Below are 18,595 nucleotides of genomic sequence, written 5' to 3' on the forward strand. Positions count from 1 at the left end.
CCATGCTCGACCTCCGCGAATACCGCGCCCAGCGCCGCGAACTGGCCGACTACCTGCCCTGGGCCGGACTCGTGGGGCTGGGCCTGGTGCTGAACAAGGACGGCAGCCTGCAACGCACGGCCCTCTTCCGGGGCCCGGACCTGGACGCGGTGCCGGCGGCTGAGCTGATGGCGGTGGCGGCGCGCGTCAACAACGCGCTGAAGCGGCTGGGCGAGGGCTGGGCCCTGTTCGTCGAGGCGGCCCGGCGGCCGGCCACCGGCTACCCGGACAGCCGTTTCCCCGACCCGGTGTCGCGTCTGGTGGATGAGGAGCGCCGGGCGGCGTTCGAGCAGGAGGGCGCCCAGTTCGAGAGCGAGCAGTTCCTGACGCTCTGCTACCTGCCTCCGCCGGAGCGCACGGCCCAGGCCGGCCAGTTGCTCTACGACACGGCCGGCCGGCGGCGAGCGGTGGACTGGCGGGCCGTGCGCGACGCCGTCATGGCCGAAGGGGACCGGGTGCTGGACCTGCTGGTGCCGCTGATGCCGGTGTGCCGCTGGCTGGACGATGCCGAGACTCTGGCCTATCTCCACGGCTGCATCTCTACCTACGGCCGTCACCCGGTTACGGTGCCACGGGTGCCCTTCCACCTGGACGGCCTGCTGCCCGACTGCGCCCTGACGCCGGGGGTGGCGCCGCTGCTGGGCCGGGCGCACCTGCGCACCCTGACCCTGCGCGGCCTGCCCGACGCCACCTGGCCGGGGCTGCTGGACGCGCTGAACCATCTGGCCTTGCCCTACCGCTGGGTGGTGCGCTGGCTGCCGCTGGAGAAGGCGGAGGCGCAGAAGGAACTGGCGACCAAGCGCCGCCACTGGTGGGCCAAACGCAAGGGCATCGCCGCCCTGCTGCGGGAGGTGCTGTGGCAGCAGGAATCCCGTCTGGTCGACAGCGATGCCGAGGCCCAGGCGCTGGATGCCGATGGGGCGCTGCGTGAACTGGGCTCCGACGCCGTCAGCTATGGCTACTTCACCGCCACTGTCACCGTCTGGGATGAGGACGAGGCGGTGGCGGCGGAGCGGGCGCGGGCGGTGGGGAGGGTGGCGCGCGGCCTGGGCTTCGTGGCGGTGGAGGAGGGGTTGAACGCCGTGGAGGCCTGGCTGTCCAGCCTGCCCGGCCAATGCTACGCCAATGTGCGCCAGCCGCTGGTCTCGTCGCTGAACCTGGTGCACATGCTGCCGCTGTCGGCGGTGTGGGCGGGGCCGGAGCGCAATGCCCATCTGAACGGCCCGCCGCTCTTGGTGGCGCGCACCGCCGGGGCGACGCCCTTCCGCTTGGTCACCCACCAGGGGGATGTCGGCCATACCCTGATCCTCGGTCCCACCGGGGCGGGCAAGTCGCTGCTGCTGGCGCTCATGGCCCTGCAGTTCCGCCGCTATCCCAGGGCCCGGGTGGTGCTGTTCGACAAGCGGCGGTCCTCCAAGGCGGCGGTCTGGGCCGCTGGCGGCGTGTTCCATGACCTGGCCCTGGGCGAGGGGCGGGCAGGGGGGCAGGCCATCGCCTTTCAGCCCCTGGCCCGTATTGATGAGGCGGCCGAGCGCGCCTGGGCGGCGGAGTGGATCGAGACCCTGCTGGGGCAGGAGGGCGTGCCCCTGACGCCGGCGGTGCGCGGCATGGTGTGGTCGGCGCTGGGCAGCCTGGCCGGCGCCTCCTCCCCGGAGCGCACGCTGTCCGGCTTGGTGGCGCTGCTGCAATCCAACGCCCTGAAGGTCGCGCTGGAGCCCTACACCCTGTCCGGTCCCTTCGGCCGCCTACTGGACGCCGATGCGGAAAGCCTGAGCGATGTCAGCCTGCTGGCCATCGAGACGGAAGACCTGCTGGGCTCCAAGCGGGCGGCACGGGCCGTCCTGCTTTACCTGTTCCACCGTATCGAGGGCTGGTTGGACGGCCGGCCCACCTTGATCGGGGTGGATGAGGCCTGGGTGGCGCTGGACGATCCGCTGTTCGCCGCCAAGCTGCGGGAGTGGCTGAAGACCGTGCGGGGCAAGAACGCCCTGGTGGTGTTCGCCACCCAGAGCCTGGCCGATATTCTGGACTCGCCCGTCGCCCCGGCGGTCATTGAAAGCTGCCTGTCGCGCATCTTCCTGCCCAATGCCCGGGCGGTCGAGCCGGAAAGCCGGCAGGCCTATGTCCGCCTGGGCCTGAACGACCGCCAGATCACCACCATCGCCCAGGCCGTGCCCAAGCGGGATTACTGGTTCCAGTCGGCCGCCGGCTGCCGCCTGTTCGAGTTGGGCATGGGCCCCGCCGCCCTTACCCTCTGCGGCGCCTCCCAGCCGGACGATCTGGCGCAGGTAGACCGGGTGCTGGCCGAGGTGGGGCCGGAGGGGTTCGGTTCCGCCTGGCTGCGCGCCCGCAGCCTGCCCTGGGCGGCTGACTTGGTGGAGGGCTGGTCATGAGGCGGCGCTGGACCGTTGCCCTGCTGGGCCTGGTGCTGCTGGCGCCGCCGGCGGGTGCCCAGTGGGCGGTCATAGATCATGCCAACCTGGTGCAGAACACGCTGGCGGCGGCGCGGGCGTTGCAGGAGATCAACAACCAAGTCACCCAGATCCAGCAGCTGACCCAATCGCTGCAGTACCAGGTGCGCAACCTGACGACGCTGCCCTATTCCAGCTTGGCACAGCTGCAGGCCTCCATGACGCAACTGACGACCTTGGTGACCCAGGCCCAGCGGCTGAGCTTCGATGTCAGCCGGCTGCAGCAGCAGATGCAGGTCCTCTATCCCGCCTATGACGGCGCGGTCACCCAGGCGGGGGTGGTGGCCGATGGCGATGCCCAACGCGCCGCCGCCGTGGAGGCGCATCGCCAGGCCCTTGCGGTGCAGGCGCAGGTGGTGCAGGGCGGGGCCGCCGACCAGGCGCAGATGGCGGCCCTGGTGGATCAGAGCCAGGGGGCGGTGGGCGCCTTGCAGGCCACCCAGGCCGGCAATCAGTTGTTGGCGCTGCAGGTGCGTCAGCTCGCCACCACCCAGGATCTGCTGGCCGCCAACGCCCGTGCCCAAACGGCGGAGGCCTTGCGTATCACTGAAGAAGAGGCGGCCGCGCAGGCGGAGTGGCGCCGGTTCGTGGGCGCGGGGGTGGGGTATACTCAGATACCCGTTCAGGTGTTTGGAGGCTCCCCATGAAGACGCGCACTCTCGTCGCGGCGGTGGCCGCCGCTGCCGTTGTCACCGCCGGTTCCATCGCCCTGCTGGCCCGCGCCGCCGACCCCACCGTGGAGCAGTTGCTGGCCGACCATGCCTTGCTGCGCCGGGAACTGGATCGCTGCCGGGATCTGGGCATAAAGGCGGTGGACGATCCCCGCTGCACGGTCGCCGATGAGGCTGAGCGGCAGAGGTTTTTCGACAAACCAAAGTACACCCATCGGGATGTCCAGGTTTATCCCAATTCCCCGACGCCGGATGCGAAGGCGCCGGAGCCACCAAAGACGGAGCCGCCTCATGGATAATGACGTCTCCGTTATTGATCATTTTCTTACCGTTTTCAGCCGCACCATTGATGGCGGCTTTGGCCTTATCGCCGGCGACGTCGGTTACCTGGTCACGGTGCTGATCGGCATCGACGGCACCCTGGCCGGGTTGGCCTGGGCCACGGGCGAAGACGACGTTATCCATGTCTTCGCTAAGAAAGTGCTGGCCGTCGGCTTTTTCGCCCTGGCGCTCAACCATTGGAATCAGCTTGCGGGTGTCATCTTCGACAGCTTCGCGGCGCTGGGCTTGAAAGCGTCGGGTGCTACCTTGAGCTATGCGGACTTCCTGCATCCTGGCCGGCTCGCTTATGCCGGCGTGGAAGGCGCCCAGGTGTTGCTGGACCAATTCCAGCGCCTGTCCGGGTTCCCCAAGGTGTTCAGCAACCTGAGCGAGGTGTTGCTGCTAACGGTGGCGATCCTCATCACCCTGCTGGCCTTCTTCATCCTGGCCATCCTGCTGTTCCTGGCGGTCATCGAGTTCAAGCTGACGACCTTGAAGGGCTTCATCCTGGTGCCCTTTGCCCTTTGGAAGGGCACAGCCTTCATCGCCGAGCCGGTGCTGGGCCAAGTGGTCACGTCTGGCGTCCGCATCCTGGTGTTCGCCGTCATCACCGGCATCGGCACCCGGCTCTACACGGAAATCCTGCCCACCGATCCGGCGCAGGAATTGAGCCTGCAGGACACGATGACCATCCTGCTGGCGGCCATGACCGTGGCCGGCCTGGCCTTCGCCGCCAACCGCTTGGCGGGCGGTCTCACTTCCGGCGCGCCGCAGTTGGGTCTGGGGGCCGCGGCGGCGCCCGTGGCCATGGTGGCCGGCACTGTGACCCTGGCGGCGGGTGGTGCCGGCATGGCGGCTCGGGCTGCCGGCGCCGATGCGGGAATGGCAGGCGGTGGCTTGGGCCGGGGCATGGGCGCGGCATCGCCCTCGGCGCCCGCAAGTCCGCCACCCCCACCGCCGGTTCCACCGGCTTCGCCGACATCGTCTGCCTCCGGCACCCCACCTTGGGCGGAGCGTCTGCGCCAGCAAGCTGTGTTTCGCGCTACCGATCATCTATCGCGCGATGAGGGCGGTGGCGGCTCCGCCATGCGGCCGCAGTTGAAGGGGGACGGGTCATGAGATGGCGCCGCCGACAGGCCCGGTATGGCGAGACGCCCGCTCCAGTGACGCCCTACCAGCGGGCGGAGCAGCTGTGGGATGAGCGCATCGGCAGCGCCCGGGTGCAGGCGGCCAACTGGCGGCTCATGGCCTTCGGCTGCTTCGGTTTGGCCGCCGTGCTGCTGGGCGACGATGTGCGCATGCGGGCCCGGGCGGTGGTGACGCCCTTCGTGGTGGAGGTGGACAGGCTGGGGGCAGTCCAGGCGGTGGCGCCGGCGACGGCGGACTACCGTCCCAGCGATGCCCAGATCGCCTACTTCCTCGGGCGCTTCGTCACCGAGGTGCGCGGCCTGTCGGTGGACCCGGTGGTGGTGCGCCAGGCCTGGCTCGACGCCTATGGCCAAATCACCAGCCGCGCCAAGCCGGCGCTGGACGCCTACGCCCGCCAAGCGGACCCCTTCGGCCGGCTGGGCCGCCACGCCGTAACAGTGGACGTCACCAGCGTGGTGCGGGCCAGCCCTGACTCTTTCCGCGTCGCCTGGATCGAACATCCATTCGAGGACGGGGCGCCGCAAGCGCCCCAGCGCTGGTCGGCCATCCTGACGGTGGTCATCCAGACGCCGCATACCGAGGCCCGCCTGCGGCAAAACCCGCTGGGCCTGTACATCGATGCCATCAACTGGGCCCAGGAGTTGGGGTCGGGAGGATTGCCATGACGCGTTGGCTTTGCCTGGCCTTCAGCCTTCTCCTTGCCGCCTGCACCCACAAGCCGCCGGCCATCACCTATGACGTCCCGCAGCCGGCTCAGCTGGAGCCGGCGCCACCCAAGCCGGTGGAGATCGTCACCCTGCCGGAGCCCTTGCCGCTGCCAGGCCAGTTGAAACCGCTGGTGCTGGAAGGCACCTCAACGCCGGAGGCGGCGGACCCAGCCAGGCGGGTGCGGGCCGCCAACGCAAGCGCCAAGGTGCTGCCCAGCCGCGACGGCTATATCAACGCCATGCAGGTGTTCCCCTACAGCGAGGGGGCGCTCTACCAGGTCTATGTGGCGCCTTTGCATGTCACCGACATCGCCCTGGAACCGGGGGAGGAATTGAAGTCGGTGGCGGCCGGCGACACCGTGCAGTGGAAGATCGGCGACAGCGAGAGCGGCAGCGGCGAGGGCCGGCAGGTGCATGTACTGGTGAAGCCCCTGGCCGCCACCCTGCCCATGAACAACCTGGTGATCCTGACCGACCGCCGCAGCTATCACCTGGAGGCCCATCCCACCGCCGCAACCTACATGGCCGAGGTCTCTTGGCGTTATCCGGCCGATGCCCTGGTGGCCTTGAAGGCGCGCAACCGGGAAGAGGAGGGGCGCGCCCAGGCCCAGGCCGCCGATGGCGTCGATCTGTCAGCCCTGCGCTTTCGTTATGAGTTGAGTGGCGACAGGCCGCCCTGGCGTCCGGTGCAGGTGTTCGATGATGGCCGCAAGGTCTATGTGCGCTTTCCCGCCGGCATCAGTCAGGGGGAGATGCCGCCCCTGTTCGTGGTGGGGCCGGATGGCGCCACGGTCGAGCTGATGAACTACCGCGTGCGCGGCGCCACCCTGATCGTCGACCGGCTGTTCGCCGCCGCGGAACTGCGCCTGGGTGCCGATCCGCAGCAGGTGGTGCGTATCACCCGCATCGAAGGCCGGGGCTGACATGGACCCGACCCCGGAGCCCCTGACCAAGGCGGACCCGTCGGCCTTCGCCCTGCGGGCGCAGCCACGGCCGGTGACGCGGCTGTCGCGCCGGACCTTGGCTATCGCAAGCGCGGTTCTGGCCTTACTGGTGGTGGTGGCGCTGTGGTGGGCGCTGACCTGGAAACCGCCGAAGCTGGCGGCTGACCAGCAGCTTTACGCCACCGAGGTCAAGCCGGACGACAGCCTGGCTGTGCCGCCACCCGGCTATGCCGACCTGACCCGGCGTCCCGTTGCGCCGTCCACAACTCCATCGCAGACGTTGCCGCCGTCGCCCCGGCCTCCGCTGGGCACGCCCAGCGGAGGCGGATCGGCAAGCCCGGAGATGCAGGAGCGGGATCGGCAACGCCAGCAAGCCGCCGCCTCGCCGGTGTTTTTCACCGTGACAGCCCATATTGCCACCCCATCGCAGGAAGTGAGGGAGGCGCCAGGGCAGGGCGGCGCCGTCTCATCCGGCGAAGAGGTTGGCGATGACAGCGACCCCAACCAGCAGGCCCGTAAGCGCGCGTTCCTGCAGGGGCCGGCGGACACCGCGACCATGACAGCTCACCGGCTGCAGCAGCCGGCCTCCCCCTACATCATCCAGGCGGGCACTGTCCTGGCGGCGGCACTGGTCACCGGACTGAACTCCGACCTGCCGGGGCAGGTCATCGCCCAGGTGACGGAGGACATCTACGACAGTGTCACCGGCCGCTTCCTTCTGATCCCCCAGGGCGCGCGCCTGCTGGGCACGTACGACAACGCCGTGACCTACGGCCAGTCACGCATCCTGGTGGTGTGGACACGCCTGCTGCTGCCCAACGGCAAATCCCTGGTCCTGGACCGCCTGCCGGCCACCGACACGGAGGGCCATGCCGGCCTGGAGGACGAGGTTGATTACCACACCAGCCGCCTGCTGCGCGGCATGGTGCTTTCCACACTGCTGGGGGTGTCCGGCGAACTGGCCAGCAACGGCGACACCCAGACCAGCGGTGGCGGCAACGTCGTGGTGGCCGTGCGCCAGAGCGGCGACAACGCCGCCAACCAAGTGGGCCAGCGGCTGGCCGCCAAGGATTTGGGCGTGCAGCCGACGCTCACGGATCGGCCGGGGCTGTCCCTGCGTGTGCTGGTTAATTGCGATTTGGTACTGGGGCCGTACTCTCAGGAGTGAAAGCCTCGGACAATCCAGGCGCGTACATGAATGCACCAGGTTAAGCAAGAAAATCCTCTGACATCGCATCGCGTACGAGGAGTTCTATCGGTCGTGTGTCTGCTTCATGATGTGGCCTGAACGGGCCAAGGGCCATTTCGTGATTATGGGATGGCCCGCCCTGCCGCGCGACAAACAGGATGAGAGCAGCGCGACGATCAGGATGAGAATCGCCAGCAGCTGTGCCGGTGGAGGGCGTAGCCCGTAGCCGGCACAGCTGCTGGCGTGGCGCCTTTATGGGTGCTGCGGATGGTTGGGTTCGGCCGGGTAAAGAAGGGACACCTTGGATTTCCAGAGGATGCCCCGTGATTGCCCGGCTGCCACGTCAACGACCATCAGATGAGGCTATTCATGAAGTTGCGGCAGACGATCCCGGTGACCGCGGCGGCGGCCAAGGCGGGGTTCAGCACGGCGACGGGGTATCGGATCCTGCGGGATCCGGTGCTCCCCTCGGCGCGGACGGAAGAGCGGGGCCGTCGGCGCCCCGACCCCCTGGCGGATATTTTCGACAGTGAGGTCGTGCCGCTGCTGAAGGCGGCGCCGGGCCTGCGGCCGATCGGTGTGTACGAGGAGCTGATGCGCCGTCACCCCAACCTCAGCCCCGGGGTGCGCCGGACGCTGGAACGGCGGATCCGCGCCTGGCGGGCTGTTCATGGCGCGGAACGCGAGGTGATCTTCCGCCAGACGCATGAGCCGGGCCGGCTGGGTCTCTCCGACTTCACGGAGATGGGTGACCTGGGCGTGCGTGTCGCTGGCTGCCCGCTCGATCATCGGCTCTACCACTTCCGCCTGCCCTGGTCCGGCTTCGAGCATGCCCATGTCATCCTGGGCGGTGAGAGCTACGTGGCCCTGGCGGAGGGGCTACAGAACGCGCTCTGGGCCCTGGGCGGCGCGCCGGCCGACCATCGCAGCGACAGCCTCTCGGCGGCGTTCCGCAACCTGGACGCTGAGGCCGGCCAGGACCTGACCCGCCGCTACGACGCGCTGTGCCAGCACTACGGCATGACACCCAGCCGCAACAACCGGGGCGTCGCCCACGAGAACGGCTCGATCGAGAGCGCCCATGGCCACCTGAAGGCGGCCATCCGCGATGCCCTGCTGCTGCGCGGCTCGCCGGACTTCGACGACCTGGCTGCCTATCGCGGCTTCATCGACGAGGTGGTCGGCCGCCACAACCGGCGTCATGGGTCCCGCATCGACCTGGAGCGCGCCGCCTTGCGCCCCTTGCCGGACCGCCGGACCAGCGACTTCGAGGAGGTCATCGTCACCGTCACCTCCTCCAGCGCCTTCACGCTGCGCAAGGTGTTCTACACCGTGCCCTCGCGACTCATCGGACATCGGCTGCGCGTGCGGCTCTATGACGACCGGCTGGACCTGTTCGTCGGCGGCACCCACCTCATGACCCTGCGGCGTGGACGGGCGGCGGGCAATGGCGCCCATGGCCATGTCGTCGACTACCGCCACCTGATCCACAGCCTCCGGCGCAAGCCCATGGCGCTGCTGCGGCTCGTCTACCGCGACCAGCTCTTCCCCCGCGACGCCTACAAGCGAACCTTCGAGCGCCTGCTGGAGGCGGGCTCGGAGAAGGACGCCTGCCGGCGGATGGTCGACCTCCTCGCCCTGGCCCATGAACGGGCCTGCGAGGCCGAACTGGCCGACGCGCTCGCCGCCGACATGGACGCCGGCCGTCTGCCCGACATGGACGCGCTCAGGCGACGCTTCGCGCCGCCCCTCGGCGCCTTGCCCGAGGTCGTGGTCAAGTTGGCCCCCCTCAGCGCCTACGACGCCCTGTTGACCGGAGGGGCCGCATGACCACCGTCAATCCCGCCATCGATGCACAGAGGCTCAGCCTGATCCTGAACGATCTGCGCCTCCCGGCCATCAAGCTGATCTGGCCGGAGTTCGCCGCCCGCGCCGACAAGGAGGGCTGGCCCGCCGTCCGCTTCCTGGCCGCCCTCGCCGAACACGAGGTCGCCGAACGCGACCGCCGCCGTATCGAACGCCACCTGGGGGACGCCCGCCTGCCCCCCGGCAAAACCCTCGACTGCTTCGCCTTCGACGCCGTCCCCATGATCAGCAGGGCACAGGTCACCGCCCTCTGTTCCGGCGACGGCTGGCTCGAAAAGGGCGCCAACTTGATCCTGTTCGGGCCACCAGGCGGGGGGAAGTCGCATCTGGCCGCCGCCATCGGCCTCGCCTTGATCGAAAATGGTTGGCGCGTCCTCTTCACCCGTACCTCCGACCTCGTCCAGAAGCTCCAGGTCGCCCGCCGCGAACTGGCGCTCGAGGCCGCCATCGCCAAGCTCGAAAAATACCACCTGCTCATCCTCGACGACCTGGCCTACGTCACCAAGGATCAGGCAGAAACGTCCGTCCTCTTCGAGCTCATCAGCGCACGATACGAACGCCGTTCCATGCTCATCACCGCCAACCAGCCCTTCGGCGAGTGGAACCGCGTCTTCCCTGATCCGGCCATGACCCTCGCCGCCGTCGACCGCCTCGTCCATCACGCAACCATCTTCGAGATGAACGTCGAGAGCTATCGCAGAAGGTCCGCCATCCAGCGACAATCAAAGGCGGGCAGACCGCCCACATTCGCGACAATCAAGACCGTCGAGGAAATGACGCGCCGCGACAACCAAGACAAAAAACCGCCCTTGCCAGCGACAACCAAATAGAGCAATCCTCCAGCGCCGCGACCATCCCTTCTCATCCTGATTGTCGCCAGCCTCTCACCCAGATTGTCGCGCTATACCGCCCCTCTCGAAGTGATCGGTTAAGATCGCAGACCCTTTGCGAGAGGAAAAGGAGGGAACCGATGGATATCGTGGTTCTTGGGGTTGATCTGGGCAAGAATTCTTGCAGCGTCGCCGGGCTGAACGCCGCAGGCCAGGTTGTGCTTCGCCGCCGGCTGAAGCGCGAGGGCATCGCCGGATTGGCTCGGCAATGGCCTGGGTGAGTGGTGGCGATGTAGGCATGCTGCGGAGCGCATCACTTGGGGCGGCAGTTGGCGGCGCAAGGAAATGAGGTCCGACTGATGTCGCCGGAATATGTGCGCCCCTACGTCAAAGCGCAAAAGAACGACGACCGGGATGCGGAAGCGATCGCGGAAGCGGCGACGCGGCCTACGATGCGCTTTGTCGAGGTGAAGGCGGAAGTGGACTTGCCCTGATCAGCTCCAGTTGAACCGGTCAGGGCGATTCTTCACGGGCGACCGGTTCAGAGAGCTTTGCCGACCGCACGCCGGGACTGGTTATCCCCACCTGAACGTTGAGGTCCTTGCCGCCTAAACCGTCAGTCGATCTTCCTGCCCGAGCCGTGAGGCCCGCAACGTGGTCCGGCAGCAGCCCAGATGGCTACGTTTGATCGTGTCCCCTGGCATGGTGTAAGAGGCGCCTGGGCATCGGGCTCTCCGGCGGGTTTGGCCGGGAGGATCATGCAGCAGCAGTTGGCAGCATGATGGTGTGATCATCGCCGACAGCGGCGACGGATTCCAGGGTCATGTATCGGCCGCGCTGAACGGCCCATTCATCGTTGATCTCCATGAGGACGGCCCCGACCAGACGGGTGATGGCTCCTCATTGGGAAAGATGCCGACGACCTCGGTTCGGCGCTTGATCTCGCCGTTGAGGCGTTCGATGGGGTTGGTGCTGTGGGCGGCGGGGAAGGACATGAAGGCCAGCACGTCGTCCTCGGCCTCGTCCATGAGGGCGGCCAGCTTGCCAACCTTGGGACGGAGTTGATCGGCAACCTGGCGCCACTGTGTCCGGGCGGCGGCGGCATCGTCCTGGGCAAAGGCGGTGCCGATGAAGGCGGCGACGACGCGCCGGCCGTTCTTGCCGGCGTGGGCCGGGACGTTGCGCATAAAGTGGACACGGGGGCCGTTGAATATCCCCTCTCAGGCTCAGGCGGGCCACTGGGCGAATGAGGCGACCGCAGCTCGTGTGTTGGTGACGGCGTCGGCGGCACGGGTCAGCGCCGCCCAAAACACGAGCACGGCCGTGGCCAGCCGCTTGAGGTTGATCGCGGCGGCGGCCAGATAGGCCTGCACCCGCATGTTCCAGAGGCCCCGGCGCACGGCGCGGGCGAGTCCATGCCAGCTCTTCGCCTCGCCGTGAACACCCTCCACCTTCCAACGGTGGCGGTAGAGCTCACGGTCCCTGTCTGTCCACCGCTCCCGGCGTCGGCGTGCCCGCAGCAGCGCCGGGTAGTCATCCCCGACCACCACGGCCTTATTGGCCCGGCCGCCCGAAAGGCACAGCTTACGCAGGTCGCAACGCCGGCAATCCCGGGCGCGCGAGGTGAAGAACCGGCCGTGCTTCACCGCCCGACCCGCTTTCAGGACCTTGCCGTGCGGGCACTTCAGAATGTCGTGGCGGGCATCGTAGCGAAACCGGCGCATGGCTACTGGCGAGCGGATCGGCTCGGCCTTGGGCGGAATCACTGCTTGGGTCCCACGGCGCTCCAACTGCCCGTAGACCTTGGCGTAGGCGTAGCCGGCATCCGCTGTGGCGGTGGCCACCTTGGCGCCAGTTAGCGCCTCGACCCTGTCGAGGGCAGGCACCAGTTCCGCGCCTTCGTTGTCCTCGCCCGTGGTGACGTGCACGTCCAGCACCACCCCGGCCTCATCGTCCACGGCCGTGTGTTGCTTTTAGGAGGGTTCCAAGCGTTGCCGTCGACCGCTGGTCGCCATGCTGGCGTCGGGGTCAGTGGTGCAGACCTTCTGGTACTTGCCTGTCTCCTTGGAATCCCGTTCGGCCTCGTCCACGGGATTCTCCTCGCCCACCTTGTCGACCCAGCGCTTGGCCAGGGCCTCCCAACTGACGTCGGCCCGGATGAGGGATGCGTCGACGTGGACCACCTCGCCCTTGGCCACCTTGGCAGCTAAGCAGGCCTGGACCGTCCTCTCGAACACCCGCCGGAACCGCAACTCGCCCCAGCGCTGGCGGATGCGGGTCAGGCTGGAATGGTCTGGCAGGCGCTCGGTCAGGCCGTAGCCGGCGAACCAACGGATCGCGATGTTGACAGCGGCCTCGCGCATCAGGCGGCGTCGTGGACGATGCCGAGCAGGAACCCGGCCAGCATGAGCCGCAGTGCCGCCTCCGGGTCGATGCCCGGTCGGCCGTTGTCCGGGCTGTAGAGGTCGGCGACCTCCGCCCGCAGCCACGAGAGGTCCAGGACGCGGCCCACGCGGGCCAGGACGAGGTCGCCAGGGACAAGGTCGCGCAGGGAGCCAGCGAAGAACTCGTACTGCTCCGGACCGCGCTGCACCAGCATCCCCGCCTCCCACCACCGACTTGCCAGGACAGGGAATCACCGATGGCAGGCTTTTTCAACGGCCCCCATCTGCATCGGATGTGCGCCGCCATCAACCTCCGCCGCGCCTTGGTCCTGACGGCAGACGGGCGGAATTTGTCCTTCACACGGGAAAATCGAGGAAAATGGCCGTGACGTAGCCCAAATCCATACCCTGCGACGCAGGGCGCTCGCTGATATCGCCTGTCACGCGCGTCGATGGTTAGCCTTCGCCGTTATGCGAAGCTCTCAATTCTGTTTGACAAACGCCTCCCCATCCCAGATGCTTCCCAAAAAATAGAATGTGCGCAATATGAATCGCATTTTAGCGGTGGGCAGTGTAGGCATTGATCCGAATTTCCCTCCATAATCGACGTCGCATTGAGCCGGTTCTTCAGTCTGAGGCGGCAGAGTGTGGCTTGGCTTGCCTCGCTATGGTCTCGGGATATTATAATCAACATGTATCACTTTCAGAATTGCGTCGAAGGCATCCAATTTCTCTTAAGGGCTCTACTTTAAAAACATTAATTTGTATAGCGGATGCGCTGGGTCTTTCGGGTAGGCCAATAAGACTGGAATTGGATTATTTTCCTAAACTTAAAATTCCATGTGTTCTTCATTGGGACCTGTTGCATTATGTCGTCTTGAGTCGAGTAACTAGACGTTGGGTTGAAGTGCATGATCCCGCATGTGGGCTCCGTCGATTATCTTATGCCGAGGTCTCCAAGCATTTCACTGGCGTGGCGTTGGAGCTTACCCCCACGGCCAGCTTCCAAAGACGGGAGGTGGTGGAGCGGGTGCGTCTCTCCGACCTGTGGTCTAAGGCGGCGGGATTCATCCCTAGCCTGATTCAGATTCTGCTGCTGTCAACGTTGTTGGAAGTGTTCGGCTTGCTCTCCCCCCTGGTCAATCAGATGATCGTGGACGACGCGATCGCCAAGGGTGAGCTGGATCTGCTGAACGTTATCGCCTTGGGCGCCGCTTTGCTGATGCTCATCCAGACGGGGACCACACTGCTGCGAGGTTATGTGCAGATGCATTTCAGCACTCTGCTGACCTTCCAGATGCGGGGCAACTTGTTGCGTCATGCCCTACGCTTACCCGTGCCGTGGTTTGAAAAGCGGCAGTTAGGCGACATCTTGTCCCGCTTCAATTCCCTACAGCCGGTGCAGGATCTGCTGGCCGGCGGCCTTGTTTCTGTGGTCCTGGATGGGGGCATGGCCGTCATCACCCTGGCGGTAATGGTGATATACAGCCCAAAGCTGAGCGCAGTAGCTGTGGTGGGGCTCACTGTGGTGGTGGGGGTGCGACTGGCAGCGTTTCCCTGGCTGCGGCGTCTGGCCAACGAGGGCATCCAGCACCAAGCCAAGGTGGACAGCGTGTTCCTGGAGACTATCCGTGGCGCCCGGGCGTTCAAGCTGTTCGGGCGGGAGCGGGAGCGCCACGCTGTGTGGCAGAATGCATATGCCGACAGCGTAAATAACACGATCCGCCTGCAGAAGGTGGGCCTCAATGGCGCGGCCGGTTTCTCCATCCTGTCAGGAACTCAGACACTGCTGGTGCTCTTTCTGGGCGCCAAGGCTGTTATCGCTGGCGAAATGTCCTTGGGCATGCTACTGGCCTTCCAATCCTACCGGGAGCAGTTTGCGGGCGCTGCCCAGTCCCTGGTTGCTCAATTTTTTAAGTTCCGCATGCTGGGCCTGCACCTGGAGCGCCTGGCGGACGCGGTGCACCAGGACCCGGAGGCGGGCCTGGACGCGGAGGTGCGGGAGGAGCGGCCGCTGACCGGCGCCCTGGCCCTGCGGAACCTCAGCTTCCGCTATGCCGAGCATGAGCCCTGGGTGCTGAAGGATGTGGCCCTGTCCATAGCGCCGGGCGAGTTCGTGGCCTTCGTCGGCCCCTCGGGCGGGGGAAGTCCACCCTGCTGAAGCTGCTGATGGGCCTGTACCCGCCCAACGAGGGCGAGGTGCTGGTGGATGGCCTGCCGCTGACCGCCTTCGGCCTGCGGGCCTATCGGGAGCGCATCGGCGTGGTGATGCAGGACGACCAGCTTTTCGCCGGCACCATCGCGGACAACATCGCCTTCTTCGATCCCGACCTGGATCTGGAGCGGGTGGAGGAGGTGGCCAAGCTGGCGGCCATCCATGACGAGATCGTGCGCATGCCCATGGGCTATATGACCCTGGTGGGTGACCTGGGCTCCACCCTGTCGGGTGGGCAACAGCAGCGGGTGCTGCTGGCCCGCGCCCTGTACCGGCGACCCAGCGTCCTGTTCCTGGACGAGGGGACGGCCAACCTGGACATGCTGGCAGAGCGCCGCATCATGCAGGCGTTCGCCAACCTCGCCATCACCCGGGTGGTGGTGGCGCACCGGCCCACGGCCATCGAGGGGGCCGACCGTCTGTTCGCGGTGGAGGGCGGGCAGGTGCGGGAACTGGTGCGAGAGGTTCCCAGCCAGCCGCCGCACCTGGTGCCCACCTCACAGGCGCCGGAGGCCGTGCCATGACCGCCGGCCTGTTCCGTCCCGAGGCGGTGGAGAACCGCCGCCGGCGCCTATGGGGCGAGGTCATCATCGTGCAGCCGGTGAGCCACGGGGTGATGACGGCGGTGCTGAGCCTGTTCACCGTGGCGGCGGCCACCTACCTGGTGACCGGCACCTATGCCAAGACGGAGACGGTGCAGGGCTACGTGGCGCCGACCGGCGGCCTGGCGCAGGTCTACGCCAGCAAGGGCGGCATCGTGACGGCGGTGCTGGCGCACGAGGGTGATCTGGTGGCCCAGGGCCAGCCGCTGGTGGTGCTGTCGCTGGAAACAGCGGGCGCAGATGGCCCGGTGGGGGAGAAGCTGCGGTTGGAAACCCAGGCGCGCATCCGCGAGATTGACGCGCAGATCGCGGCGGCGGAGGCGCGCTACGCCGAGGAGGGGCGCCGCCTGGCCGCCCGGCTGAAGGGCATCGCGGAGGAGCTGTCCAGCCTGGACCAGCGCTTGGTATCGGAACGGGACCTGCAGGTGCTGCAACGGGACGACGTGACCCGCTATGCCGAGCTGGAAGCCCGGGGCAACGGCACACGGCTGGAGCTGTCGCGGCGCAAGCAGCAGGTGCTGGCGCAGGAAGGCGCGATCCGGGAACTGGAACGCCAGCGGGAATCCCGCCGGGGCGACCTCCGGGACACGCAATCGCAACTGGCCACGCTGCCGGCGGAACGGGCGGACAAGCTGGCGCAACTGCGCGGCGCGCGCAGCGAGCTGGAACAGTCGCTGGCCCAGTTGGAGGTGAATCGAGGCTACGTCATGGTGGCGCCGGTGGCTGGCCGGGTGGCGGCGCTGCAGGCGCAGCCTGGCCAGACGGCGACGGCGCAATCGCCGCTGGCGGCCTTGGTGCCGGCGGGCAGCGACCTGGAGGCTAACCTGCTGGTGCCGTCGCGGGCGGCAGGGTTGATCCAGCCGGGGCAGGAGGTGTGGTTGCGCGTGGACGCCTTCCCCTACCAGCGCTTCGGCGCGGTGCGGGGCCGGGTGGTGCAGGTCAGCCACGCCACCTACCGCGAGGGCGAGCTGCTGGCGCCTATCTCCTACAAGGACCCGGTGTACCGGGTGACCGTGAGCCTGGAGCGCACCAGCGTCACCGCCTATGGCGAGGACCGGCCGCTGACCTCCGGCATGACCCTGACCGGCGATGTCGTCACCGACCGCCGACACTTCATCGACTGGGCGCTCGATCCCATACGCTCAGTACATAATAAATCGTAGTTTGTATTAGCGACTTACACGTACGCAAACTGTCTCAGGGTGACGACATGATGTTTGAGGCGTTAAAGTGTGCGCTGAGTGATATGAACACTAATGATTTAGATGATTATGGCGAAATAATGAGCTCTGATTTAATTTCTGGTGAGTCCAGCCGCGCCCGAATGTCTACGGAAAATTTGGATTTTCACTATGATAACAACCTAAAAAGTTGGTGCCTATCACAGTATGTTCGGGAATTTGTTGGTGCGCGAGCTCTAGAGTTTGTTGCCAAAAGAATCAATAACGGGAGTGTAAAATCGCTAGTCAGTCAGCATTCAAAAGATGAAGATAGGCATGCCGCCATTTTTCTCGCGCTAGCCAACACTTTGGGGGGGTGTCAGAATTCTGACTGTGTCAATAAGATAGAGAAGTCAATGGCGGAAGTGGAAAGAATCACAAATAGAGAAGCATTCAATTTTTTTAATTTTATTGTTGATACTCATATATCTGAGGTTGATAGTCTTTATAAGTTATCTGTTTTATGTAAATTATTAGGGCCCAACTCAGAAAATAGAAAAAAAACAGCAATATTTAGTAGAATTATGCAAGATGAGGCATTTCATGTATTGTATACCGCGAAAATAATTGTATTGTATAGCAGATCTATTAATTGCAAATGTAAAATGAAAGAGTATGCGAAAAATTCTGCAGTGAATTTTTTTTTAGAGACCGGCCATGAATAATAATATTTTAATATCAACCAAAAGCAACGACGCCATGTCTCAAGCTGTTGCGGCAATGTTAACAACTTTAGGATTCTCTCCGCATTTGTACTATGCGGCAACACTTCCTATGCAAGATAAAAATTCTATCTATATTGATGAATCCGTGAATTTTCATTCTGAGAATATGCCAAATATTTTGCCAGAAACCGGATTTAGGTCAATTTGGATGCGCCGACCAGACAGTCCATATCTATATGGTGTTAATACAGATGAAGATGACCGTAAATATATAAATGAAGTGTTGTATTCATATTCATCGAGCCTAATGTCTCTTCTTGTTCATAAATACACAAGAACAGCATTCTGGGTTAATACTATGAACGGAAGATTCATGGCGAGTTCAAAGGCCCTGCAATTGAAACTTGCTAAAGAGGAAGGATTATCTATACCTCCCACAGTCATCACAAATTCTCCCGTATCTTTACGTAGATTTCATGAGAAGCATGGTGCATTGATATGCAAGCCCTTGGTCATGGGGGGGTGGGGGACGTTCGAGAACGGGCGAGCAATATCTTTTGCTGCTAAAGTTGACGACATTGATGATCTGCCGGACGATTCTATTCTTATACAGCCTGCTATATATCAGCCATATATAGATAAGTTGTTTGAAATACGTGCTACATTCTTCGGTGGTGTATGCTTCTCCGTGGCAATAGATACACAGTCAAACAGTGCATCTAAAATAGATTCTCGAGGTGTCGTTTGGGACAGTAGCAATTGCACACCATTCGATTTGCCAAATGATATTCAGCAGATGTGTCAATCTGTTATGCGGTCCCTTGGTATTGTATATGCAACAGCCGATTTTATAGTTAATAAAGAAGGAGAGGTTATTTTCCTGGAAATGAATGAAGCAGGTCAGTCTTTATTTATGGAGCAAGCTTTTCCTGGCTTCCCAATTCTTCATTCGTTTAGTCATTTTCTTGCATATGGAAATCTTGAAAACTGGCATCATCGGGAAAATCTTACTCTAATTGATATTGAGCGTAGCGATATTTATAAAGAATTGCGCTCTAAAGCGCGTCTTTGGGTATCTTCACCCAGCCTCTAAAATCAATGGAGAGTGGATATGGTTAAAAAGAGCAATGATACGCAGGTGAAGTCTGTACACAGAGTGTTGGCCCGCAATCTAACACCAGACGAAATACTGGCTGTTTCTGGAGCGCCGTCCTCTGGAGGTACCAGCCATCAAACAGTTGCTCAAGATGGGTCGCTCGGAGGTACGGACGGTGACGTTGGCGGTACTTGGTCGTGGAAATAAGCATTGAATGAGAGACTGG

The 18,595-nt window shown here is 64.3% G+C and carries 14 protein-coding genes and 3 pseudogenes; 15 read left to right on the forward strand and 2 right to left on the reverse strand.

Features of this window, described 5'->3' with window-relative positions:
* Positions 1–2: 2 nt before the first annotated feature.
* The 10 genes and pseudogenes from trbE to UCD39_RS09055 form a co-directional block, all read left to right on the forward strand.
* Positions 3–2,432, forward strand: a complete 2,430-nt coding sequence (gene trbE / locus UCD39_RS09010; RefSeq protein ID WP_330495701.1) for a conjugal transfer protein TrbE — start codon at positions 3–5, stop codon at positions 2,430–2,432.
* The gene (gene trbJ, locus UCD39_RS09015) at positions 2,429–3,157 is read left to right on the forward strand and encodes a P-type conjugative transfer protein TrbJ (RefSeq protein WP_330495702.1); all 729 of its coding nucleotides are present in this window, start codon (positions 2,429–2,431) and stop codon (positions 3,155–3,157) included. The genes trbE and trbJ overlap by 4 nt, the downstream gene beginning before the upstream one ends.
* A complete protein-coding gene (gene trbK-alt / locus UCD39_RS09020) occupies positions 3,154–3,480 on the forward strand; it encodes a putative entry exclusion protein TrbK-alt (protein WP_330495703.1) in 327 nt (108 codons plus the stop codon). The genes trbJ and trbK-alt overlap by 4 nt, the downstream gene beginning before the upstream one ends.
* Positions 3,473–4,621, forward strand: coding sequence for a P-type conjugative transfer protein TrbL (gene trbL, locus UCD39_RS09025; RefSeq protein WP_330495704.1), 1,149 nt, complete (start codon positions 3,473–3,475; stop codon positions 4,619–4,621). Before trbK-alt ends, trbL begins: the two co-directional genes overlap by 8 nt.
* Positions 4,618–5,316, forward strand: coding sequence for a conjugal transfer protein TrbF (trbF, locus tag UCD39_RS09030; protein WP_330495705.1), 699 nt, complete (start codon positions 4,618–4,620; stop codon positions 5,314–5,316). Before trbL ends, trbF begins: the two co-directional genes overlap by 4 nt.
* Entirely contained in the window at positions 5,313–6,281 is a 969-nt protein-coding gene (trbG, locus tag UCD39_RS09035; protein ID WP_330495706.1) for a P-type conjugative transfer protein TrbG, read from the forward strand. The genes trbF and trbG overlap by 4 nt, the downstream gene beginning before the upstream one ends.
* Before the next feature lies 1 nt (position 6,282).
* Complete coding sequence (locus UCD39_RS09040) at positions 6,283–7,470, forward strand: TraB/TrbI/VirB10 family type IV secretion system protein (protein WP_330495707.1); 1,188 nt, start codon at positions 6,283–6,285, stop codon at positions 7,468–7,470.
* A 348-nt stretch (positions 7,471–7,818) separates the two neighbouring features.
* A complete protein-coding gene (istA, locus tag UCD39_RS09045; RefSeq protein ID WP_442943608.1) occupies positions 7,819–9,321 on the forward strand; it encodes an IS21 family transposase in 1,503 nt (500 codons plus the stop codon).
* Positions 9,318–10,187: an IS21-like element helper ATPase IstB gene (gene istB, locus UCD39_RS09050; protein WP_330495709.1), complete on the forward strand. Its 870-nt coding sequence runs from the start codon at positions 9,318–9,320 to the stop codon at positions 10,185–10,187. Before istA ends, istB begins: the two co-directional genes overlap by 4 nt.
* A gap of 140 nt (positions 10,188–10,327) precedes the next feature.
* A pseudogene (locus UCD39_RS09055) lies at positions 10,328–10,666 on the forward strand (IS110 family transposase); the annotation flags it as partial.
* A 277-nt stretch (positions 10,667–10,943) separates the two neighbouring features.
* On the opposite strand, the pseudogene UCD39_RS09060 reads toward UCD39_RS09055, so the two are convergent.
* Positions 10,944–11,386 (reverse strand): annotated as a pseudogene (locus UCD39_RS09060) (transposase); the annotation flags it as partial.
* 27 nt (positions 11,387–11,413) lie between these two features.
* Positions 11,414–12,786: pseudogene (locus UCD39_RS09065) on the reverse strand (transposase).
* A 365-nt stretch (positions 12,787–13,151) separates the two neighbouring features.
* On the opposite strand from UCD39_RS09065, the gene UCD39_RS09070 reads away from it, so the two are divergent.
* Genes UCD39_RS09070 through UCD39_RS09090 form a run of 5 tightly spaced genes read left to right on the forward strand, consistent with a single transcriptional unit; the run spans position 13,152 to position 18,366 of the window.
* Complete coding sequence (locus tag UCD39_RS09070; protein ID WP_330495710.1) at positions 13,152–14,732, forward strand: peptidase domain-containing ABC transporter; 1,581 nt, start codon at positions 13,152–13,154, stop codon at positions 14,730–14,732.
* A gap of 5 nt (positions 14,733–14,737) precedes the next feature.
* On the forward strand, positions 14,738–15,310 hold the full coding sequence (locus tag UCD39_RS09075) for an ATP-binding cassette domain-containing protein (RefSeq protein WP_442943641.1): 573 nt from the start codon (positions 14,738–14,740) through the stop codon (positions 15,308–15,310).
* Entirely contained in the window at positions 15,307–16,551 is a 1,245-nt protein-coding gene (locus UCD39_RS09080; RefSeq protein ID WP_145736274.1) for an HlyD family secretion protein, read from the forward strand. Before UCD39_RS09075 ends, UCD39_RS09080 begins: the two co-directional genes overlap by 4 nt.
* Positions 16,552–16,598: 47 nt before the next feature.
* Positions 16,599–17,273, forward strand: a complete 675-nt coding sequence (locus UCD39_RS09085; RefSeq protein WP_330495711.1) for a hypothetical protein — start codon at positions 16,599–16,601, stop codon at positions 17,271–17,273.
* Positions 17,266–18,366, forward strand: a complete 1,101-nt coding sequence (locus UCD39_RS09090) for an ATP-grasp domain-containing protein (RefSeq protein ID WP_330495712.1) — start codon at positions 17,266–17,268, stop codon at positions 18,364–18,366. Before UCD39_RS09085 ends, UCD39_RS09090 begins: the two co-directional genes overlap by 8 nt.
* Positions 18,367–18,595: the final 229 nt, after the last annotated feature.

Origin of the sequence: Nitrospirillum karajorum, assembly GCF_036348415.1 — a bacterium.
Lineage (GTDB): Bacteria > Pseudomonadota > Alphaproteobacteria > Azospirillales > Azospirillaceae > Nitrospirillum > Nitrospirillum amazonense_B.